The sequence below is a fragment of the Streptomyces sp. NPDC047085 genome (genome assembly GCF_040643735.1).
GTDB lineage: Bacteria > Actinomycetota > Actinomycetes > Streptomycetales > Streptomycetaceae > Streptomyces.
Window position 1 is genome coordinate 1 of sequence record NZ_JBEYUW010000007.1, and the last position, 20,979, is coordinate 20,979.

The 20,979-nt window shown below is 70.6% G+C and carries 22 protein-coding genes and 1 pseudogene; 14 read left to right on the forward strand and 9 right to left on the reverse strand.

Annotation, left to right across the window (positions count from 1 at the left end; all coding sequences use genetic code 11):
* Nucleotides 1-214 (reverse strand): annotated as a pseudogene (locus ABZ865_RS23750) (hypothetical protein); the annotation flags it as partial.
* Between ABZ865_RS23750 and ABZ865_RS23755 the strand changes: the two are divergent.
* Both ABZ865_RS23755 and ABZ865_RS23760 read left to right on the forward strand, forming a co-directional pair.
* The gene (locus tag ABZ865_RS23755) at nt 213-434 is read left to right on the forward strand and encodes an amidohydrolase family protein (RefSeq protein WP_361233697.1); all 222 of its coding nucleotides are present in this window, start codon (nt 213-215) and stop codon (nt 432-434) included. The pseudogene ABZ865_RS23750 and the gene ABZ865_RS23755 sit on opposite strands and share 2 nt — an antisense overlap.
* Nucleotides 431-1,672 (forward strand): cytochrome P450, encoded by a 1,242-nt coding sequence (locus ABZ865_RS23760; RefSeq protein ID WP_361233700.1) that lies wholly within the window; start codon nt 431-433, stop codon nt 1,670-1,672. Before ABZ865_RS23755 ends, ABZ865_RS23760 begins: the two co-directional genes overlap by 4 nt.
* A 101-nt stretch (nt 1,673-1,773) precedes the next feature.
* On the opposite strand, the gene ABZ865_RS23765 is transcribed toward ABZ865_RS23760, so the two are convergent.
* Nucleotides 1,774-2,661, reverse strand: coding sequence for a LysR family transcriptional regulator (locus ABZ865_RS23765; RefSeq protein WP_361234563.1), 888 nt, complete (start codon nt 2,659-2,661; stop codon nt 1,774-1,776).
* A gap of 229 nt (nt 2,662-2,890) precedes the next feature.
* Here ABZ865_RS23765 and ABZ865_RS23770 point away from each other — a divergent pair, with 229 nt between their 5' ends.
* Nucleotides 2,891-3,586: a type 1 glutamine amidotransferase domain-containing protein gene (locus tag ABZ865_RS23770; RefSeq protein WP_361233703.1), complete on the forward strand. Its 696-nt coding sequence runs from the start codon at nt 2,891-2,893 to the stop codon at nt 3,584-3,586.
* A gap of 49 nt (nt 3,587-3,635) precedes the next feature.
* Nucleotides 3,636-3,779 carry a hypothetical protein gene (locus ABZ865_RS23775; RefSeq protein ID WP_361233707.1) on the forward strand — a complete coding sequence of 48 codons (144 nt, stop codon included), beginning with the start codon at nt 3,636-3,638 and terminating at the stop codon, nt 3,777-3,779.
* A gap of 9 nt (nt 3,780-3,788) precedes the next feature.
* Here ABZ865_RS23775 and ABZ865_RS23780 read toward each other — a convergent pair whose 3' ends face one another.
* From ABZ865_RS23780 to ABZ865_RS23790, 3 genes are all read right to left on the reverse strand, one after another.
* Nucleotides 3,789-4,661 (reverse strand): hypothetical protein, encoded by an 873-nt coding sequence (locus tag ABZ865_RS23780; protein WP_361233710.1) that lies wholly within the window; start codon nt 4,659-4,661, stop codon nt 3,789-3,791.
* Nucleotides 4,658-5,911 (reverse strand): acyl-CoA dehydrogenase family protein, encoded by a 1,254-nt coding sequence (locus ABZ865_RS23785; RefSeq protein ID WP_361233713.1) that lies wholly within the window; start codon nt 5,909-5,911, stop codon nt 4,658-4,660. The genes ABZ865_RS23780 and ABZ865_RS23785 overlap by 4 nt, the downstream gene beginning before the upstream one ends.
* Before the next feature lie 118 nt (nt 5,912-6,029).
* Nucleotides 6,030-6,725, reverse strand: a complete 696-nt coding sequence (locus ABZ865_RS23790) for an HAD family phosphatase (protein ID WP_361233716.1) — start codon at nt 6,723-6,725, stop codon at nt 6,030-6,032.
* 173 nt (nt 6,726-6,898) lie between these two features.
* On the opposite strand from ABZ865_RS23790, the gene ABZ865_RS23795 reads away from it, so the two are divergent.
* Nucleotides 6,899-7,849, forward strand: coding sequence for an alpha/beta hydrolase (locus ABZ865_RS23795; protein ID WP_361233721.1), 951 nt, complete (start codon nt 6,899-6,901; stop codon nt 7,847-7,849).
* A gap of 96 nt (nt 7,850-7,945) precedes the next feature.
* Entirely contained in the window at nt 7,946-8,605 is a 660-nt protein-coding gene (locus tag ABZ865_RS23800) for a TetR/AcrR family transcriptional regulator (RefSeq protein WP_361233724.1), read from the forward strand.
* 81 nt (nt 8,606-8,686) lie between these two features.
* On the opposite strand, the gene ABZ865_RS23805 is transcribed toward ABZ865_RS23800, so the two are convergent.
* Complete coding sequence (locus ABZ865_RS23805; protein ID WP_361233727.1) at nt 8,687-9,079, reverse strand: nuclear transport factor 2 family protein; 393 nt, start codon at nt 9,077-9,079, stop codon at nt 8,687-8,689.
* Between the two features lie 128 nt (nt 9,080-9,207).
* Between ABZ865_RS23805 and ABZ865_RS23810 the strand changes: the two genes are divergently transcribed.
* From ABZ865_RS23810 to ABZ865_RS23825, 4 genes are all read left to right on the forward strand, one after another.
* A complete protein-coding gene (locus tag ABZ865_RS23810; RefSeq protein WP_361233730.1) occupies nt 9,208-9,804 on the forward strand; it encodes a PadR family transcriptional regulator in 597 nt (198 codons plus the stop codon).
* 51 nt (nt 9,805-9,855) lie between these two features.
* Complete coding sequence (locus ABZ865_RS23815; RefSeq protein ID WP_361233733.1) at nt 9,856-10,662, forward strand: SGNH/GDSL hydrolase family protein; 807 nt, start codon at nt 9,856-9,858, stop codon at nt 10,660-10,662.
* A 203-nt stretch (nt 10,663-10,865) separates the two neighbouring features.
* Nucleotides 10,866-13,337 (forward strand): SpoIIE family protein phosphatase, encoded by a 2,472-nt coding sequence (locus ABZ865_RS23820; protein WP_361233736.1) that lies wholly within the window; start codon nt 10,866-10,868, stop codon nt 13,335-13,337.
* 192 nt (nt 13,338-13,529) lie between these two features.
* The gene (locus ABZ865_RS23825; RefSeq protein ID WP_361233739.1) at nt 13,530-14,144 is read left to right on the forward strand and encodes a CGNR zinc finger domain-containing protein; all 615 of its coding nucleotides are present in this window, start codon (nt 13,530-13,532) and stop codon (nt 14,142-14,144) included.
* 20 nt (nt 14,145-14,164) lie between these two features.
* On the opposite strand, the gene ABZ865_RS23830 is transcribed toward ABZ865_RS23825, so the two are convergent.
* From ABZ865_RS23830 to ABZ865_RS23840, 3 genes are all read right to left on the reverse strand, one after another.
* Complete coding sequence (locus ABZ865_RS23830; protein ID WP_361233742.1) at nt 14,165-14,737, reverse strand: TetR family transcriptional regulator C-terminal domain-containing protein; 573 nt, start codon at nt 14,735-14,737, stop codon at nt 14,165-14,167.
* A 77-nt stretch (nt 14,738-14,814) separates the two neighbouring features.
* Nucleotides 14,815-15,663, reverse strand: coding sequence for an alpha/beta hydrolase (locus tag ABZ865_RS23835; RefSeq protein ID WP_361233745.1), 849 nt, complete (start codon nt 15,661-15,663; stop codon nt 14,815-14,817).
* Nucleotides 15,664-15,743: 80 nt separating this feature from the next.
* Complete coding sequence (locus ABZ865_RS23840) at nt 15,744-16,757, reverse strand: alcohol dehydrogenase (protein ID WP_361233748.1); 1,014 nt, start codon at nt 16,755-16,757, stop codon at nt 15,744-15,746.
* Nucleotides 16,758-16,978: 221 nt separating this feature from the next.
* Here ABZ865_RS23840 and ABZ865_RS23845 point away from each other — a divergent pair, with 221 nt between their 5' ends.
* The 4 genes from ABZ865_RS23845 to ABZ865_RS23860 all read left to right on the forward strand — a co-directional run bounded on the left by ABZ865_RS23845 (nt 16,979) and on the right by ABZ865_RS23860 (nt 20,935).
* Nucleotides 16,979-17,173 (forward strand): hypothetical protein, encoded by a 195-nt coding sequence (locus ABZ865_RS23845; RefSeq protein ID WP_361233751.1) that lies wholly within the window; start codon nt 16,979-16,981, stop codon nt 17,171-17,173.
* Nucleotides 17,174-17,218: 45 nt separating this feature from the next.
* A complete protein-coding gene (locus tag ABZ865_RS23850) occupies nt 17,219-17,776 on the forward strand; it encodes a CGNR zinc finger domain-containing protein (protein WP_361233753.1) in 558 nt (185 codons plus the stop codon).
* Nucleotides 17,777-17,927: 151 nt separating this feature from the next.
* Nucleotides 17,928-18,599: an enoyl-CoA hydratase-related protein gene (locus ABZ865_RS23855; protein WP_361233756.1), complete on the forward strand. Its 672-nt coding sequence runs from the start codon at nt 17,928-17,930 to the stop codon at nt 18,597-18,599.
* Between the two features lie 215 nt (nt 18,600-18,814).
* The gene (locus ABZ865_RS23860) at nt 18,815-20,935 is read left to right on the forward strand and encodes an ATP-binding SpoIIE family protein phosphatase (protein ID WP_361233759.1); all 2,121 of its coding nucleotides are present in this window, start codon (nt 18,815-18,817) and stop codon (nt 20,933-20,935) included.
* The last annotated feature ends 44 nt before the right edge of the window (nt 20,936-20,979 follow it).

Genomic DNA, 20,979 nt, shown 5'->3' on the forward strand with positions numbered 1-20,979 from the left:
CCGCGCGGGGGGTCGTGGGGTGGGGCGCGCGCCCGGGCTCGGTCCCGCGCGCGGCGCCCCGGCGGCGGGGGGGGCGGCCCCCGCCGCCCCCCGGGCGGCCCGTGGCGGCCTCCGCCCCGGAGAAGGCCGGGGATCCGAGGGCCGGCAGGCCGACGGCGAACGGGCCGGCGACGAGGGAGCCGGCGGCCGACCCTGCCGCGGCGCTGCGGCGCATGTACGTCGACACGAGCCCGTTCAGCGCGGCGCATCTGAGCCTGAACGCGGAGGTGTTGGGCCCCGAGCGGATGCTGTTCGGCACCGACTCACCGCCGATGGCGGCGCCGCTTGAGGACTTCATCCACATGATCGAGAAGCTGCCGGTCGACCAGGCGGCCCAGCGGCAGATCCTCGGCGGCAACGCCGAGACCCTCTTCGACCTCAGGAGCCGTCCGTGACCACCACGCACGAGGCCGTCACCGCGGCGGAGCGGTGCACCCCCGAGTTCCGGCGCGATCCGCACGCGTTCTACGCCCGGCTCCGGGAAGAGGCGCCGGTCTGCCCCATGCGACCGCCGCACGGCAACGAGACCTACCTCATCACCCGGTACGAGGACGCGCGGGCGGCCCTGTCGGATCCGCGGTTGAGCAAGGACATGTACGGGGCCATGGACGCCTACCGGAGGATCTTCGGTGACTCGTCCATCGCGCTGGACGACAACATGCTCAACTCCGACGCGCCCAAGCACACCCGGCTGCGCAGGATGGTCAACTCCGCGTTCACCCCGAAGCGGGTGCAGGCCCTGCGACCCCGGATCGAGGACATCGTCGAGAGCCTGCTCGACGAGTGCCCGACCCAGGAACGCTTCGACCTGCTGCCCGCGTTCGCCTTCCCGCTGCCGATCGTCGTGATCTGCGATCTGCTCGGCGTGCCGCCGCGGGACCGGTCACGGATGCAGCACCTGTCCACCACGGTGGCGCAGACCGGCTTCGGCGAGGAGGCCAAGCGGGCCCAGCAGAAGGCGGAAGAGGATCTGCACGCGTACTTCACCGAGCTCATCGGCGCCAAGCGGGACCATCCCGGTGACGATCTGCTCAGCGCGCTCATCGCGGTCCGGGACAACGACGACGCGCTCACCGAGAACGAACTCGTCTCCACGGCGTTCCTGTTGATGTTCGCGGGGCACAAGACGACCGCCTACCTCATCGGCAACGCCGTCCACCACCTCCTGTCCCATCCCGCGCAGCTGCGCGCCGTGCGGGAGAACCCGGACCTGATCCGTCCGGCGGTCGAGGAACTGGTGCGCTACGACGGCTCCGTGGAGAGCGCGACGTTCCGCTACGCGACCGAGGACATCGAGTACAGCGGGACCCGGATCCCCAAGGGCGCCCTGGTCCAGATCGCGATCTCCTCGGCCAACCGCGACCCCCGGAAGTTCGACGCCCCGGACGAGCTGGACGTGATGCGGCCGGGCAACGCGCAGGACGCCCATCTGGGGTTCGGACACGGCAGCCACTACTGCCTGGGAGCCCCGCTGGCCCGGCTGGAGACGCAGCTGGCGCTGACCCGTCTGTTCGACCGCTTCCCCAGGATGACCCTGGCCGACCCCGCCGCCGGAGCACGGTGGCTGGAAGTCCCCTTCCCTGCCTTCCGCGGGCTCGCCGAACTGCCGGTCGTCCTCGACCCCGCCGGGTGAGCCACACCGAACGCCGGCCCGGCCACGCCCCCGGTACGCGTGCGAGCGTGCCCCGGAGCGTGGCTGGGCCGACCCAGGCCGCTGACCACCCTGCGGCGAGGTCATGACCATGTACGAGCGGCCTCCAGCAGGTGTTCGCGGACGCGGATCACGTCCGTGTTACCAGGAGCACCGGGTCGCTGGACCAGGTAGCCGGTGTTGATCGGCAGGTCGTCGGGCTCGTGCAGGGGGACGAGGGCGCCGGAGACCAGTTCGTCGGCGCACAGGTAGCGGGGCAGCACGCTGAAGCCCGCACCGCCCACCACCGCGGCCTTCACGCCGCGCAGGTCCGGCACCGTGACGGCGGCGGGGCAGGAGAGCCGGCGGCCGAAGACGTGCCGCCAGTAGCGGCGGACGATGGGCAGGTCCTCCGCGTACGTCACCAGCGGAACCGGGTGCAGGACCGAGGGGCCCTCGACGGCGAGCGGCTCCTTGAGCCGATCGGCCCACGAGGGCGCCGCCACCAGGACGAACTCCTCGTCCGTCAGCGGAACCGCGGACAGCGCACGGCCCCGCGGGCGGATCGTGGCGATCACCAGGTCGTGGCGGCCGGCCCGCAGTTCGTCGAGCAGCGCGTCGGTCAGCCCCGTCGCCACCCTCAGCCGTACCCCGTCGGCCACGAGCGGTGCCAGCGACGGCAGGACCCGGGTGCACAAAAACTCGGCGGGACCCGCGAGATGCACCGGATCGGCCCTGCGGCCCGCCCCGGCGTCCGGGCCGGCCACCGCGGCGAGCATGTCGAGCCCCGGGGCGACCCGCGCCGCGAGTTCGTCGGCCACGGTCGTCGGCGCGACGCCGCGCGGCAGCCGCTCGAACAGCTCCCGCCCCGTCTGCCGTTCCAGCGCCCGCATCTGCGTCGTCACCGTGGGCTGCGACAGCCCGAGTAGCTGGGCGGCACCGGTGAAGGAGCCCGACCGGTACACGGCGAGGAACGTGCGCAGCAGGTTCAGATCGAGGGGGTGCGGGGTGCCGGCGGCTTGGGGCGGAGCCGGAGACGTGCCATGAGAATCGCTATCGCTCACACCGGGAATCTAAGCGTTTCCCTATGGGACCGCCCAGTGCCATGGAGGCTGGGGCAGCCATAGAAGTTTCAATACCAGGCATTGAAGTCTTCATTGGAAACCAATGGCTCAGCGTCCTACGTTCGAGAGCGTCAGCCTCTCTCCCGAAAGAAGCACCATGTCGAAGATCCTGTTTGTGATGACCGGCGCCGACCACTGGACGCTGGCCGACGGCACCAAGCACCCCACCGGCTTCTGGGCCGAGGAGGCCGTCACCCCGTACGAGGCGTTCAAGGCGGCCGGGCACGAGATCGTCGTCGCCACCCCGGGCGGCGTCGTCCCCACCGTCGACAAGGGCAGCCTCGCCCCCGAGGTCAACGGCGGCCAGGAGGGCGCCGACAGGATCGCCGCCACTCTCGCCTCCATCGCCGAGATCAAGAACCCGATCCGGCTGGAGGACGTGAACCTGGACGACTACGACGCCGTCTTCTACCCCGGCGGCCACGGCCCCATGGAGGACCTCGCCGTGAACGCCACCTCCGGCAGGCTCCTCATCGACACGCTCGACTCCGGCAAGCCGCTCGGCGTCGTCTGCCACGCCCCGGCCGCGCTGCTCGCCGCCGAGAAGAGCGACGGCTCCAACGCCTTCGCCGGGTACAGGGCGGCGGCGTTCACCAACGCCGAGGAAACCCAGGCCGGCCTCGCCGAGAGGGCGAAGTGGCTGCTGCAGACGCGCCTCGAGGAGGCGGGCGTCGACGTCCAGGTCGGCGAGCCGTGGGCGCCGAACGTGGTCGTCGACCGCAACCTGGTCACCGGCCAGAACCCCTCCTCCTCCGCCCCGCTCGCCGCCGAACTGCTGAAGAAGCTGGGCTGAGGAGCGGGCGCCGACCGGCTCGACGAGGTCCTGTCACCTCGCTCTCTCGGTGCTGTGGCTCACCGGTCTCGCGTACCTGGCCTCCCGCGTCGCGGGTGCGCTGTCGAGCCGTCTGACCACCCGCCTCGAACAGGTCACGGGAGCGGTGATGATCGCCCTCGGCATGCACATCGCTCTCCAGCCCGCTGCCTGAGCCGGACCGCTAGCGATCGGCGAGGCGCGGCACCGCCCACGGCATCAACTCCGCTGCCAGCGCCCTGCTCCAAGGGCGTACGAGGTCGCGCAGTTCGGTGCAGCCGTCGGCGCCCAGAGCCAGGTACGGGGCGGCGCCGAGGCGGTCCGTGGCGCGTTCCACGGCCGCTCTCCACTCCTCGCCCTCCTGCGTGAGGACCAGGTCCGGGCTGTCGGTCAGCCAGCCTCGGGAACGCAGGCCGGTGACGGCCGCGTCCCACTCCTCCTGCGACCAGGACCGGGTCGTGCGCAGCGCCTGCGCCCCCACTGGGCCCACCGCGGCGTGGGTGACCAGCGCTTCGATGCCGTTCAGGCCGGCGTCCACGAGTGCCATGACATGCCCGTCGCCACGGAATTCACGCAACAGCGTCTGCGCGTGCCACAGCGCCAGGTGGGGCTGTTCGGGCCAGGGCAGTGCCGTGTGCGCCGCGAACAGGGGCCGCCCGTGCAGGTACGCCAGGGTCGCCCGCGCGGCGGTCGAGGCGAGTTCGGCCGCGCGGAGCATTTCTTCGGAGGCGAGCACCTCGTCCCCGAGGACCCGGCGCAGGGTCGCGTCCATACCGCGCAGCCGTGCCGCGAGAAGCGCCTCCGGGGGTGCCGCTTCCCACACGGCGGGCAGTGCGGCCCGTACCGCCTCGGGGTTGAAGTTGTAGAAGGTGGCCGTCACCACCTCGGGACCGACGGGTCCGAGGGCCGCCGCACGGGAGGCGAAGTATCCCGCCTGGCCCACCACTCCCAACTCCCCGTAGGCGGCGTGTGCCTCGGGCGAGAAGTAGACGGCGCCGTGGTACGGCTCGAGTGTCTGCCACGTCTCCCGCACGTGGGCCGGCGTCGGGTCACTCACGAGGTCGCTTCCCGCCCGCTCGACGCTCCCCGGCGCGCACCCCGCTCGGCTTCACGCCGGCGCAGTTCCCGGTGCGCGATGGTCCGCTTGTGCACCTCGTCGGGTCCGTCCGCCAGGCGCAGGGTGCGCAGGTGGGCGTACATGCTCGCGAGGGGGAAGTCGTCGGAGACGCCGGCTCCGCCGTGGACCTGGATGGCGCGGTCGACGACCTTGAGGGCGATCTCCGGTGCGGCCACCTTGATCGCGGCGATCTCGGTCCGCGCCTCCTTGTTGCCCACGGTGTCCATCAGGTGGGCCGCTTGGAGGGTCAGCAGCCGGGCCATGTCGATCTCGACGCGGGCCTCGGCGATCCAGTCCTGGATGTTGGCCCGCTCGGCGATCGGCGCCCCGAAGGTCGTCCGCTGCTGGGCCCGGTCGATCATCAGGTCCAGCGCCCGCTCGGCCATGCCGATGCTGCGCATGCAGTGGTGGATGCGCCCGGGTCCCAGCCTGGCCTGACTGATCATGAAGCCGTCGCCCTCGCGGGCGAGCAGGGCCGTGGAAGGCACCCGTACGTTCTCGAAGAGGACCTCGCCGTGGCCTTCCCGGTCCTGGTAGCCGAACACGGGCAGGTTGCGCAGCACGGTGACTCCGGGCGTGTCCAGCGGCACGACCATCATGCTCTGCTGCCGGTGGCTGGGCCCGTCCGGGTCGGTCTTGCCCATGACGACGAGGACCTTGCAGTGCTTGTGCAGGACGTTGGAGGTCCACCACTTGCGGCCGTTGAGGATGTAGTCGTCGCCGTCGCGCTGCATGCGCAGCTGGATGTTGCGCGCGTCGGAACTGGCGACGGCCGGTTCGGTCATCGCGAACGCGGAGGCGATCTCACCGGCGAGCAGCGGCTTGAGCCACCGCTCCTTGTGCTCCTCGGTGCCGAAGAGCGTCAGCACCTCCATGTTCCCGGTGTCGGGCGCGTTGCAGTTGGTGGCCTCCGGGGCCAGGTGCGGGCTGCGGCCCATGATCTCGGCCAGCGGGGCGTATTCCAGGTTGGTCAGGCCCGGTCCCCACTCGGGATGCGGGTGGAAGAGGTTCCACAGTCCCTGCTTCCTGGCCTCCTCCTTCAGCTCCTCCAGGACGGGAGGGTGGAAGTGCGGATCGCCGGACTGCGCCATCTGCGCCTCGTAGACGGGCTCGGCGGGGTAGATGTGCTCGTCCATGAAGGCGAGCAGCTTCTCCTGGTACGCCTTGCCCCTGTCGGTCGTCTGGTACACGGCTTCCCCTCTGTGGGTGCGTGGGGTGCGAAAGGAACGGGAGTGCGGAAGGAATGTGGGTGCGTAAGGAACGTGAGTGCGGGAGGAACGTTGCTGCGTGGCTGTGGAACGAGCAGGGTCACCGCGTGCGTGGCGTGGCCGGCGGCCGTGCGGCGGGGCCGAGTACTGACTTCAGCGCGGCGGCTGTCGCGGAGGCGTCCTTGTGCAGGATCCCGGCGAGACCCGCGCGCTCGGCCGCGGTGATGTTCTGCTTCAGGTCGTCCACCATCACCGCGCCGTGCGGGCGCACGCCCAGCCGTTCGCAGGCGATCTCGTAGGCCCGGCGCGAGGGCTTGCGGACGCCCACCTCGCCCGAGACGGTGACGGCGTCGAACATGGCCGGCAGGTCGAACCCGGCGTAGCAGTCGTCGCCGAGCGAGTTGGACAGCAGCCCGACGCGATACCCGCCTGCGCGGACCCGCGCGACCAGGTCGATCATGGCGGCGTCGGGCCTCAGCCCGCGCTGGATCCGGCGTACGAGGCCCGGTTCCGCGCGGTCGACGGCCACACCGTGGGCACGGAGCCGCTCGGCGAAGCCCCGTTCGAACTCCAGCTCGCCGATCCGGCCTTCCTCGTGCGCGACGAGAAGGGTGCCGCTCTCCTCGTCCGTGGCCAGAAGTCGAAGCGGCAGCCGCGGGTCACAGCCGAGGTGGGCCCCCAGCTGCTCGAAGGCCGCGAACACGCTGGTGGTGAGCACCCCTCCGAAGTCGAAGAGGACGGCACTGCGTGTCCCGGGCGACGTCTCCGTGCCACGGCTGTCGAGACCGGTACTCACGACGCACTCACCTTCTCGGATGTCTCCCTGCGGAACAGGGTCTGGTCGATGGCGCGGCCACCGTCGCCTCGCCCTGTATAGTTGAATCCAACGTCAAGTTCAATACTTCCAATCCCTTGTTGAACAGGGCATGTTCGCTCGGGGGATCAGCCGATTGGGCGGTGTACGGACGCATGACGACGAAGGCCTCACTCGCGAACTGGGAGCGTCTCGAGCCCCGTGATGTCGCCACGAACGGCATCACTCTCCGCGTCTTCGAGCATGGCGAGCACCGGCCCGGGACGCCGCCGGTCGTCCTGTGCCACGGGTTCCCCGAGCTCGCCTTCTCCTGGCGCCACCAGCTCTTCGCGCTCGCCGACGCCGGGTACCGGGTCCTCGTGCCCGACATGCGCGGCTACGGAGGGAGCTCACGTCCGCAGGAGCCCGAGGCCTACGACGTGCTGAGCCTCTGCGCGGATCTCGCGGGTCTCCTGGACGACGTCGGCGCCGAGGACGCGGTGTTCGTAGGGCACGACTGGGGCGCGAACGTCGTGTGGCACATGGCCTGGCTGCATCCCGAACGGGTGCGCGCCGTGGCCGGCCTGAGCGTCCCTGTCACCCCGCGCGCCCCCGCCCCGCCGCTGCCCATCCTCCGTTCGCGCCTGGGCGACGACTTCTACATCGTGTGGTTCCAGGAGCCCGGGGTCGCGGACCGGGCGCTGGCGCGCAACGTCCGCAGGACGCTCGTGGCACGGGAGATCTTCTCCGCCGAGTGGGCCGCCCGCGACGAGGCGGACCTTCCCGCACCGCCGTGGCTCGACGAGGACGAACTGGCCTACTACGTCAAGACGTTCGAGGAGACCGGCTTCACGGGCGGCCTCAACTACTACCGCGCCATGGACCGCAACTGGGCGCTCACCCGCGAGCTGGAGGGCCGGCCCATCACGCAGCCGTCCTTCTTCCTCACCGGCTCGAAGGACCCCGTCGCGCGGTTCATGCCCGCGGACCGCCTCGGAGACGTCCTCACCGACCTGCGCGAGCACGTCGTCCTGGACGGCGCCGGCCACTGGGTCCAGCAGGAGCGCCCCGCGGAGGTCAACGCGGCACTCCTCCGTTTCCTCGGCTCCCTCGGCCTGGAACGGTGAGGCCTTCGCCGCGTGCGGACCAGGGCCGAACCGCCCGGCGAATACTATGATCGGCTGCCACCCCGCATGTGTTCGAACGACGGTGAATGGACTGCATTGGCTTCCCAGGCCCCGGCCCATGACGGCCCCCGGCAACCGCTCGCCCCGCGCAGCCCGCGCGGCGAGCGTACGCGCAACGCGCTCATCACCGCGGCACGCGAGGTCTTCGAGCGCGACGGTTATCTCGACGCCCGGATCACCGACATCACCGGGGCCGCCCATGTCGCGTCCGGCTCGTTCTACACGTACTTCAACGACAAAGAAGACGTGTTCCGGGCGCTCGTGGACATGGTGCAGGAGGAGATGCTCCACCCGCATCTGCGCGAGCGCACCGGCATCACCGACACCCGGCAGCTCATCGACGCGGCCAACCGCGACTATCTGCGCTCGTACAAGAAGAACGCGCGCCTGATGGCGCTGTTCGAACAGGTCGCCCACATCGACGACAACTTCCGGGCGATGCGGCTGGAACGCGGCAACGCCTTCGCGCGACGCAACGCCAAGATGATCCAGGCACTCCAGGACAGCGGCGAGGCCGACCCCACGCTCGATCCGCTGGTGACGGCCCACGCTCTGTCCGGCATGGTGAGCCGCATGGCCTACAGCGTGTTCGTGCTCGGCCAGCGCATCCCCTTCGAACGCCTGGTGACGACGCTGAACAAGATCTGGGAGAACGCGCTGCAACTGAAGCCCGCCGACGACGGATCGACGGCGTAGGCGACGTCAGCCCTCGCGTGCCGGGCCGACGGGGTCATCCACCCGACGGCGGCGAGGCCATGGTCATGGGTGACACGCGGGTCACTGCGCGGCCGCCTCGCGGGCGATCCGGTCGAACTGGGCCCCCATGGCCTCGGAGAGCGCCTTCGCGGCGGAGAGCGGGCGGACCATCACCAGGAAGTCGTCGATCTTCCCCTCCTCGTCGAAGTGGAGGAAGTCGCAGCCCTGGATCTGCTTGCCGTCGACGGTGGCGGTGAAGACGAAGGCGTGGTCACGGCCGTCGGGGTTCGCGATCTCGCGTACGTACGTGAAGTCCTCGAAGACACGGGACACCCCGCGCAGGATCGCGGCGGTGATCGCCTTGCCGGGGTACGGCTTGAAGGCGACCGGGCTGGTGAACACGACGTCCTCGGCCAGCAGCGCCTCCAGGGCGGCGTGGTCCTGGGTCTCGGCGGCCTTGCGGAAGGGGTGCACGGAAATCACCTCTGGGTATTCAATTCGTTGAATAAGCGTAGGGGAGACTATGGCGTCCCCGCGGAGACTTGTCCACCCTTGACCTAGTCACATCCGCGATTAATCAGCCATGTGCTAGCTTGCGCCTCATGGCATTGCGCAACGCGGTGATGGCCGCGCTCCTCGAAGGCGAGGCGTCCGGCTACGACCTCGCCAAGGGGTTCGACGCCTCTGTCGCGAACTTCTGGATGGCCACCCCCCAGCAGCTCTACCGGGAGCTGGAGCGCATGGAGAGCCAGGGGCTCATCGCCGCCCGGATCGTCGAGCAGGAGCGCCGGCCGAACAAGCGGCTCTTCTCGCTCACCGAAGCCGGGATGGAAGCCGTGCGGGCCTACGTCGCCGAGCCGCCGGGCAAGCCGACGACGATCCGGGACGAGCTCATGGTCAAGGTGCAGTGCGCGGACGTGGGCGACATCGAGGCCGTACGCGCGGCCATCAGTGAGCGCATGGAATGGGCCGCGGCCAAGCTCGCGCGCTACGAACGCCTCCGGGAGCGACTCCTGAAGGGGCGCACCGAGGACGAGTACTGCGCGGAGGCCGAACGCATCGGTCCCTACCTGACATTGCTGCGCGGCATGGCCTTCGAACGGGAGAACATCCGGTGGGGCGAGATCGCGCTCCGGGCACTCGAACGACGTGCGACGCCGACCGGTGGAGAGGTCCGCGCCTCGTCGGAGACCACCTGACGCTCCGTTGACCAGGACCTGCCGCCCGACTCATCGAACAGAGGCTTGCCCATGCCCGGCACAGAGGTTCACTTCTCACGGTTCGTGGCCCTTGGCGACAGCCAGACGGAGGGTGTCGGCGACGGCGATGACATAACCGGGCTGCGTGGGTGGGCCGACCGTCTCGCCGAGCACCTCGCACGGCACAACCCCGCCCTGCGGTACGCCAATCTCGCCGTCCGTGGCCGCCTCGCCGGCCAGGTCCACGCGGAACAACTCGCCCCGGCGCTCGCCCTGCGGCCGGACCTGGCGACCGTGGTGGCCTGCGTCAACGACCTGCTGCGGCCCCGCTTCGACGCGGACGAGGTCGTCGGCCACCTGGACGCGATGTTCGCCGCGCTCACCGCCCAGGGGACGCGCGTCGTCACGCTCACCTTCCCGGACGTCGCCCGCATCACCCCGCTGGCCCGGCCCGTCAGCCACCGTGTCACCGCCCTCAACCACCGCATCCGGGACGCCGCACGCCGACACGGCGTCGTGGTCGCGGAGACCAGCCACCACGCCGTGGTCACCGACCTCCGCCTGTGGAGCCCGGACCGCCTGCACGCCAGTCCACTCGGCCATCAGCGCATCGCCGCAGCCGTCGCCCACGCCCTCGCCCTCCCGGGCAGCGACGACTCCTGGACGCACCCCCTGCCCACCCCGCGGACCCCCGCCCCCACAGGCTGGCGCGCCGGGGTCGGCGAACTGCGCTGGGCCGCCGACTTCCTGGGACCCTGGCTCGGCAGGCGGCTGCGCGGCCGCTCCTCCGGCGACAACCGCACCGCCAAACGCCTGAGCCTCACCCCCTTCACCGCCGCGCCCGGCCGCGAGGCGTGACCTCGGCGCCGAGCGTCGAGTGATCACCAATCCCCCGCCTAAATCGCCCAAACAATCCACATTTAGGCGATAGAAGCCATCTGCACCCCTTTGCCGTAATAGGTAAGAGTTGTACGGTTATTTCACTCGAGGGTGCGGAAGCAGCGCGCACACGGCCGACCATGCCACGCACCTCCACACAGGGGGCACGGAAGGAACGACCCATGGACGGCTCCGCGCACACAGCAGTCACCTCGGCCCGCCAGCCCCTGGACGAGGCCGGCACGGCGATAGCCCTGCTCGACGCCCACCAGGTGGTGGTCGGGTGGACGGAGACCGCGCAGCGGCTTGTCGGCTATTCGGCCGCGGAGGCAGTGGGCCGCTCCGCCGCCGACCTGCTGGCGGTCGGTGCGGACGAGGGGGCGCAGGAGTCGCCGTTCTCGGAAGAGGTCAGAACCCTGGGCCGGTGGTCCGGCCGCGGGGTCCTGCGCCATCGCGACGGCCGCAGGATCGGCGCGCGCCTGTGCGTGCAGTCGTTGTCCGGACACCAGGGCCGGGCCGGGTGGATCGTCACGGCGGCCGACCAGGCCACGCTCCCCCCGTGGGCGGCGAACACCAGGGTGCTGGAGTCGCTGCCGGCCGCGCTGCGTCTGCCCACCCACCCATCGATCGGTGTCGTGATCCGCGACCCGCAACTGCGCTGCACCTGGGTGAACGACACGCAGGCCGCCAAGGACGGCATCCCTGTGCACCAGCGACTGGGGCGCAAGCTGACAGAGGCGGCACCCGGCACGCAGGCCGCGACGCTCGAGGCGTTGATGCGCCAGGTACTGGAGAGCGGTGCCCCGGTGTTCGACGTGGAATTCCGGGCTTCCGGGCCGACGGCGGGGCGCAGTGGGCTCTCGCTGTCCGCCTCCTTCTTCCGCCTCGACGACGCACAGGGCCGAGCGCTGGGCGTGTGCGTCGTGAGCGTCGACGTCACCGACAGGCGGCGCGCCCACGAGCGGCTGGCGGTCCTGGGCGAGGCCAGCAAGCGGATCGGAACCACCCTGGACGTCATGCGTACGGCACAGGAACTGGCCGATCTCACGGTGCCGCTCCTCGCGGACCATGCGACCGTCGACCTGGCGGAGGCGGTCTGGACCGGCGGGGAGCCCGTGGTGCGACTGGGCACCCAGGGCGGGGACCTCCCGGCCCTCCGTCGCGCGGGCCTGGCCTCGGTGCGCCAGGGGGCCCCGGAGTCCCTGTTCGCACCGGGCGAACCGGTTCTCGTCCCACCGACGTCGCCGTTCACCGGTGTCCTGCGCGATGGAAAGTCCCACTTCGAGCCGGCGCTGGGCACCTGTCCCCGCACCTGGCTGAACCCGGACGTGGCGCGGTTGGAGCGGGACCGCGACGACACGAACCACTCCTTGATCGTCGTCCCGGTCCACGCGCGGGGCACGGTGCTGGGCGTGGCGGTGTTCCTGCGGAAGGGGGACCGTGCCCCGTTCGAGGAGGACGACCTGCTGCTGGCCGAGGAGCTCGTCAGCTGGGCCGCGCTGTGTCTGGACAATGCCCGCCGATACGCGCGTGAACGCTCCGCCGCCCTCACCCTGCAGCGCCACCTGCTCCCCCGGCACCCCACCTGCGGGTCCGCCGCCGACGTGGCCTGGCGCTACCTGCCCGCCGACAGCCACCGCGGTGTCGGGGGCGACTGGTGCGATGTGATCCCGCTGTCCGGCGGGCGCGTGGCCCTGGTCGTCGGTGACGTGGTCGGTCACGGCATCAACGCCGCCGCCACCATGGGCCAACTCCGCACCGCCGTACGCACGCTGGCGAACCTGGACCTACCGTGCGAGGAAGTGCTCGCCCGCCTGGACGAGCAGGTCATCCGCGTCGCCGAGACGGATTCCGCCCCCTGGGACCCGGACCCCGGAACCATGGCCGCCACGTGTCTGTACGCCGTCTACGACCCCGTCACGCGGCGGTGCGCGATGGCCTGCGCCGGCCACCTGCCGCCCGCGATCGTCGACCCGCACGGCACGGTCACCTTCCCCGAGCTGCCCACCGGAGCGCCGCTCGGCGTCGGACTGGTCCCCTTCGAGTCCGTGGAGCTGGAACTGCCCGAGGGAAGCGTGCTCGCCTTCTACAGCGACGGCCTGATCGAGGCCCCGGACCACGACATCGGCGCCGGCCTGGACCGGCTGAGCACCGCCCTGGCCCGGCCCGGCCTGCCCCTGGAGGAGCTCTGCACCTCCGTGCTGGACACACTGTCGACGGCGCCGTCGTCCGACGACGTCACCCTGCTGCTCGCCCGGACCCACGCGTTCGGCCCGAGCCGGGTCGCCTCCTGGGAGTTCCCGGCCGATCCCTCCGCCGTCAGCGACGCCCGGTCCCTCGCGACCGCGCAACTGGCCCTGTGGGGGGTGGAGGACCAGGCCGCGGCCACCGAGCTGATCGTCAGCGAACTGGTCACCAACGCCGTCCGTCACGCGGGCGGGCCGATCCTGCTGCGCCTGATCCGGGACCACGTCCTGACCTGCGAGGTACACGACACCGGCAGCTGTTTCCCGCACCTGCGCCACCCCCGCCTCACCGACGACAACGGCCGCGGCCTCTTCCTCGTCGACCAGCTGAGCCACAGGTGGGGCTCCCGCGACACCCCGGACGGCAAACTCCTCTGGGCCGAACTGCACCCGACGCCTGCCCCATGAGGCCGCCGATACCGCGACGCTTCTGTTCGTCGTACGGGCCTGCGATGGCGCAGCCCTTCAGAGCAAGCCGCAGGACGCACGTCCTGTATCGGGAGAGATGACATGAACCGCATCGACCGTTTAGACTTCACATGTAATAGGTGAAATGGCTATGAGCATGTTGCACCGGTCGCCGGTGTGGAGAGAGAGCCGATGATGTCCTGGACCGCGACGGTCCGATACGACCTGGAGCCTGCCCCGGGCGGGCTGGCCCTCGTACAGGACCTGCTCAACACCCTGTCCGCCGGCCGGCCGCGCGAGGCCGACCTCCTGGAGAACGCCGAGGACGCTCGCGCATGGCTCGACCAGGCGCTGAGGAGCTGGAGCGACGCCACCCACCGGCCGGCACCCGCCATCGACCTGACGGCCGAGGACGCACAGGGGCTGCGCGACTTCCGTCATGACCTGAACCGACTCGTGGGGACACAGACCCCTGACGCGTCCTCGGAGCCCGGCCCGGTGGCCTCACTCATGACCTTGCCGACCGCCCTACGGCTCGACGAACAGGGCCATATCCACGCCGAACCGCGCGGCACGGGATGGCGACAGGTCGCGTCACTCGCCCTCATCGAGGCCTACCAGGCCCAGTGCACCGACACCCTGCGCCGCCTGAAGACGTGCCGGAACCCGCGCTGCGCGACGGCCTTCTACGACCGCTCCCGCAACAACAGTGGCGTCTGGCACGACGTCCGCGTCTGCGGCAATGCGGCCAACCTGCGCAACTACCGCGCCCGCAAGCGCGCCGGCGCGGGCGCCGACCAGGCCTGATCACATCGGTTTATGCGGCTTCAGCCGTCCACGAGTGAGTCGAACAGGGCGAAGAAGTCGTCCAGCGACTGCCTGCTCCGGGTCACCTTGGACCGCAGAACGGCGCCTTCCCAGGCGTTGACGAGGAAGTTGGCCAGCGACGCGGAGTCGAGCGTGCTCTTGAGCGTTCCGGCGGCCCGGCACTCCTCCAGTACCGCCGTCACCTTGGCGGTCCAGTTCTCCAGCGCGGCTTCCACCTGCCCGCGGACCTCGGCGCTCTGCGTGGAGAGCTCGGCACCGAAATTGCCGAAGAGGCAGCCCCGGGCGAAATCGAAGCGCTCCAGGTCCTCGGCGAGGAACCGGAAGTGCGCGCGCAGGCGAGGAGCCGGAGCAAGCGTCCGGTCCTCGAGCATGTCCGGCCGGCGGGCCACCGCGTAGCGGTTCATCACCTCGACGGCGAGCGCTTCCTTGCTCGGGAAGTGGTTGTAGAAAGACCCCTTGGGCACGCCCGCAGTACGGGTGATCTCCTGAACGCCGATCCCGTTGAACCCTCGCTCCTGAAAGCAGTCCGCGGCGGCCTCGACCAGCTGCTCCCGGACGCTCGGCCTCGGCATGTGTGCCTCCCCTGTGGAACTCTCCCGGCAAATGCGACCGGTCGTCTTGAGAACGTCAAGCATACGTCCGGCGGGCGTCAGCGGGTGATGGCCCGGGCCGCCCGCTCTATCAGGCCGGTGACCGTACCCGGGTGGGAGATCGTGACGGCGTGGGAGGACGTGACCTCCACGGTGTGCGCGTGGGCGCGCTTCGCCATGAAGCGCTGTTCGTCGGGTGCGATGGCCCTGTCCTGGGTGGTGATCAGGTCCCAGGACGGGATGGTCTTCCAGGCGGCCACGGTCGCCTTCTCGTCGAAGGCCGACGCCGAGACGGGACGCTGGGCGGCGGCCGCCACGTCGGTGACCGACGCGGACACATCGGCGGCGAACACATCGTGGAACTTGTCCGCCTTGACGTACAGGTCGGTGCCGGTGCCGCCGCCGGGCAGCGGGTAGGGCACCGCGTCGAGGGCCGTGGAGAGCTCGGCACCGGGGAACCTGTCGTTCAGCTCCGTCACGGTCTCCCCCTTGTCGGGCGCGAAGGCGGCGACGTAGACGAGGGCCTTGACGTCCGGGTGGCCCGCGGCGGCCTGGCTGATCACGGAGCCGCCGTAGGAGTGCCCGACGAGCACGACCGGCCCGTGAACGCTCCTGAGGAAGCTGCTGATGTACGCCGAGTCGCTCGCCGGCCCGCGCAGTGGGTTGGCCGGGGCGACGACGGGATAGCCGTCGTGCTGCAGGCGCTTGATCACGCCGTTCCAGCTGGAACCGTCCACGAAGGCACCGTGCACCAGCACGATCGTGGGCTTCTGCGCCGGCGGGCGGTGCTCGGCCCGCGCGGCGTCGGCCGGAGCGGTGGCGGCCATCGTGACCGCCGCGACACCGGCGACGGCTCCCAGTGCGACAACGCTCCTGCGGGTGGGGCGGAAGACGTTCCTGACGCTCATGGTGACTCTCTTCGAGGTGGCGAGGTGGCGAGGTGGGAGGTGAGCCGGCCGGCCGACCGGCTCACGGGTGTGGCGTGGCGTCAGCCGGCGTCGAGTACCGCGCGGAAGCGGGCACGCCCGGAGAGCATGTGCTCGTACGCCTTGGGCGCCTCGGACAGCGGGAAGGTCTCGATCCGCGGGCGGATGCCGTTCGCGGCGCTGAAGGCGAGGTTGTCCTCGTTCTCGATCGGGGTCCCGGTGAGGTGGCCCTGGATGACCCGGTTGCCGAAGATCAGGTCGGCGGTCTGCGCCTGAACGGGGTCGGGGGCGGCGCCGAGGACCAGGAGCCTGCCGTGCGGGGCGAGTCCCGCCACGAGGGGGCTCATGGAGGAGCCGCTGGCTGCCGTGGCGAGGATGGCGGAGGCACCGCCCAGGTCCTGCAGCGCGCCGGCGACGTCCTCGTCGGTGCTGTCGATGTAGTGGTGGGCACCCAGCTCCCGTGCGAGGGCCTCCTTTTCGCCGCCGCGGGCGATGGCGGCCACCCGGTGACCGAGACTGCGTGCGTACTGGAGGGCGAGGTGCCCGAGTCCGCCGATGCCCTGAACCGCGACGAGCGCGCCGGGACGGCCGGCGGCCTTGTGGAGCGCGGTGAACGTGGTCAGGCCGGCGCACAGCAGCGGGGCCGCCTCGGCCGCCGGGAAGTCCCCGGGGACCCGGACCAGGCCACTGGTGCGGGCGTAGACGACCTCGGCATAGCCGCCGTCCACGGTCGTGCCCGTCTGCTGCTGGTGCCGGCAGTTGACGAAGTCGCCGCGGCGGCAGGGGTCGCATTCGCCGCAGTGCCCGGCGAGGAAGCCGACACCGACACGCTCGCCCACCTGCCAGGCGGTGACTCCGGCGCCGACGGCGTCGATGACGCCGACGACCTCGTGTCCGGGCACGATCGGCTGTTCGGGGTCGGCGCGCAGGCCTTCGGCGGCGAGCACGTCGCTGTGGCAGACCCCGCAGTACTCCACCCTCAGCCGCACCTGATGCGGCTCGGGGTCGACCAGCTCGCGGTCGACAAAGCGGAAGTTTCGGCTGCCGGTGACTTCCCAGGCCTTGTACGTGGTCATGAGCTGCTCCTGGCGTGTATCGCGGTCAAGATGACCGACCGTCTTAACCAATATGACCGACCGTCTTGGATGGTGCAACGGGGCGGCGCATCCCGCACGCGGGGCCGGCCCTCACGGCGGAGCCTCGACCTCGTCGGGCTCCGTCACCCCCTTGACAGGTGACGAGGACGGGGCACATTGTCGGAGGGACGGTTTCGCCGAGACCAAGAGGGAGTTCGATCATGGAAGACCAGAACACCGCGGACGGCGCCGGGGCGGCACGCCGAGCACGGTTCGGCAAGCTTCCCGAGCGCATCAAGTACGAAGACATGGTCGAGGAAAGGACAGCCGGGCCGAACGACCCGACGCGCTACGCCTACGACCCCGAGGCGTCGTGGACGTCCTTCTCCTGTCTCGCCGCCGACCTCGGCCTCTGAGCCGGCACCCTTGCCCGGCCGACCGTCACCGCCCAGAATGGTGATGTGAATCTCGACCACGTCTTCGTATGCGGCAACCCGGCACTCGACTTCGCCGCGACCCTGCGGGCGCGCCGTTCGGTGCGCTTCGAGATGTTCGCGACGCCGGACAGGCTGAACGCCTGGTATGTGGAGTCCGGCATCGTCGACGCGGTCTCCCCCGCTCAGGAGGCCGACGTCGAGCGGGCGACGACCGTACGGGAAGCCGTCTACCAGCTCGTGACCGCCCGTCGCCTCGGGGAGGAGTACGACAGGGCGGCGCTGACGGTGGTCAACAACGCGGCCCGCAGGCCCCCCGCGGTGCCACAGCTCACTCCGACGGGGCGATGGACCCAGGCGACGCCGGACGAAGCCCTCTCTCTGGTGGCGCGCCACGCCATCGAGCTCCTGAGCGGGCCGGACGTCCCCCTGCTCAAGGAGTGCGGCAACCCCGAGTGCACCCGCACCTACATCGACCGCTCGCGGGGCATGCGCCGGCAGTGGTGCGACATGGAGTCCTGCGGCAACAGGATCAAGGCTGCCGCGTACCGCGCCCGCAAGAAGACCGCGCCCGAGACGGTGTGACCGCCGCGGTCATACCGACGGGAGCGAGCCGATCATTCCGTTCCGCGCCACGACCGCACACGCTTGATGCATCGCAGGCTTGACACATCACAGGCTTGACACATCGACGTCCGACCCGGACGAGAGGTCGGCACAGCCCCCAGGAGCGCACATGCCCACCCTCGACCGCCACGACAACGTCTTCGTGCTCGATCTCGGAGACGGTGAGAACCGCTTCCATCCCGACTGGCTCGCGTCTGTCGACGCCGCGCTGGACGAGGTGGAGAAGGCGGAAGGGCCGCGGGCCCTGGTGACCGCCGCGACGGGCAAGTTCTTCTCCAACGGCCTGGACCTGGAGTGGCTGTCCGCCCACGCCGACCAGCAGGAGAGCTACCGCGGTTCCGTCCACGAGCTCTTCGCCCGCGTGCTGTCCCTGCCGGTGATCACCGTGGCCGCCCTGCAGGGACACACCTTCGCCGCCGGCGCGATGCTCTCCCTCGCACACGACTTCCGTGTCATGCGCGCCGACCGCGGCTTCTGGTGTCTGCCCGAGGCCGACATCAACATCCCCTTCACGCCCGGCATGTCCGCCCTGATCCGGTCCCGGCTGGCACCGCAGACCGCGCACGAGGCCATGGTCACCGGCCGCCGCTACGGCGGGTCGGCTGCCGCGGCCGCCGGCATCGTCGACCGGGCGGTGGACGAGGACGCCGTACGTTCCACCGCCGTGGAGATCGCCGAGGCACAGCTGAGCAAGGCCGGCGAGACCCTCGGCACCATCAAGGCACGCATGTACGCCTCGGTCCTGGACACACTGCGCGACACGGCCGACCCGCTCGGCTGACACCGCTCGACTTGACCGGACACCGCTCGACCCTCTGTCCAACGCCGGCAGGCCCGGCGGTATGGCCCGTAGTACCGTGAACGAAGGTGTTGCGAAGCACTGGGGCGAGTGACATGCGGTCTCCGGCATCCCCTTCTCAGCCGTCGTCCGGCGCCGGCACCACAGCCGACGCGGCGGGCCGCGACGACCTGTTCGTGTCGGTGGCTCGCCGATGCATGCGCGACCTGCACGCGTCGGCCGCCGCCGTCTATCTCGCGGCGCCCGGGGATCAGGTGTTGGCGGCCGCGGTGGTCGTCGCCTCGCCCTTGGGCCTGATCGCACCCGAGCGTCTGCCCCTCGACGACCTGACCCTTCCCTCCGTCCGGGCCCATCGAACGGGGCGGATCTGCACGGACCGCACCTACGACATAGCGGCACAGCATCTCGATTTCGGGGTCTACGCGGCTGCTCCGCACCTCGTGGCCGCCGCACCGCTGGCGGCAGGAGCGCGGCGGTTCGGTGTGCTGGTGGTGTTCTTGCCGCGCGACGTTCAGGAGCCGTCGACGGAGGAGACGGACTACCTGCGCCAAGCAGCCCGACATCTTTCGTTCGAATTGGACCGCCTTGCCCACCGCGGTGTCTCTCTGTCTCCTCCGAAGCTTCCGCTGGTCGTCTCTCCTGAGAGCGGTGCCGCTGCGGAGACCGGCCAGGCCGCCCCGATGGAAGGAGACGGACCGCAGACCTGCTGGAGCGCACCCTTCATCTTTCACCTGCACAAGCTGGCCGTCTCCCTGATGTCGGTCGTGCATACGAGGGACGCGGTGGCGCTGACGATCGAGCGCCTGGTGTCCGGATTCGGGGCCCGAGCTGTGGCCATCAGCCTGATGGAGGGCGATCGGCTCCATGTGGTGGGCGCGTCGGGCTGCTCGAAGGAGTATCTGAAAGCCGTCAACGGAATCTCTGTCAGCACGACGTCCCCGGAAACCGACGCCATCACGCACAAGAGGCAGGTCATCCACGAGGCCGGAGAGCAGGGCCGGCCGTCCGGGCAGGGCCGCCTGACAGGGGACGGCCGTGACGAATACGTGTGGGTCGTGCTCCCGCTGCTGGCGGGCGACCACGCACTGGGCACGTGCTCGATCGGGCTCGCGCCGGAGCAGCGCCCGGTCGCCACGCACCTGTCACCCCTGTCCACCCTGTCGACGCTGCTCGGCCAGACACTCGAACGCACCCAGCTGTACGACGCCGGCCACGCGTTGGCGCAGAAGTTGCAGCAGGCCCTGCTGCCTCGGATGCTTCCCCAGCTCGCGGGTGTGGTGACCACGAGCCGGTACGAGCCGCCCAGTGGCGCGATCGAACTCGGCGGCGACTGGTACGACCTGATCACGCTCCCCTCCGGCGGCGTGGCCGCGGTGGTCGGCGACGTCGAGGGCCACAACACCGCGGCAGCCGTGGTGATGGGGCAGCTCAGCAGCGCGGTACGCAGCTATGCGCTGGAGGGCCACGACCCGAGCACGGTGCTGTATCGCGCGAATCGCCTGATGGTCGACTTGGAGACGGATCACTTCGCGACCTGCTGCTGCGTCTGGCTCGACCCCGACACCGGCACGGCCCAGATCGTCAGCGCCGGTCACCCGCGCCCGGTGATCCGCACCGCTGACGGCGCGTATCCGGCGGCCGCCGCCGACATCGGCGTCCCGCTGGGAGTCGAGGCGAGTCCGTCGTATCAGGCCGGCATCCTCACTCTGGAACCGGGGACGCTGCTGGTTCTGTACACGGACGGGCTGTCGGGAAGGGGTGGCGAGCTGACCCGGGAGACGCTGGAAGCGGCTGTCGCGGCCTCCGGAGACGAGCTGGAACTGCTCGGCGACCGGCTGATGGGCTCCGGTGTCGGAGGGACCCCGCGGGCGGACGACGCCGCGCTTCTGCTGCTGCGGTACGAGGGCCCCTCGGTGGAGGTGAAGGAGTACATCAGACGGCTGCACCTGCACCGCCACGACTACCAGGGCGTCCGGCGCGCCCGGCACTTCCTCACCGCGTCCCTGGACAACTGGCATCTGGCCGAACTGTCCGATTCCGCCGAGGTGCTGGCGTCGGAGGTCGTCACCAACGCGCTCGTCCACGGGGACAGCGACGTCGACCTGTGTCTGCGCAGGTACCCGGACCATCTCCGGGTGGAGGTACGGGACAGTGACTCCCACCCCGCCATGCTCGTGGATCTCGGTCCCGACGAGGACAAGGCGGAGGGAGGACGGGGGCTGGTGATCGTGTCCGCCCTGGCTTCCTCCTGGGGGAACTCGCCGAGCGGCCGGGGGAAGACGGTGTGGTTCGAGATGGACACCGAGGAGGCGTCGTAGCCGCCGCTGCCTCATGGCCGCCGTCGCGGCATGTCCCGTCCGTG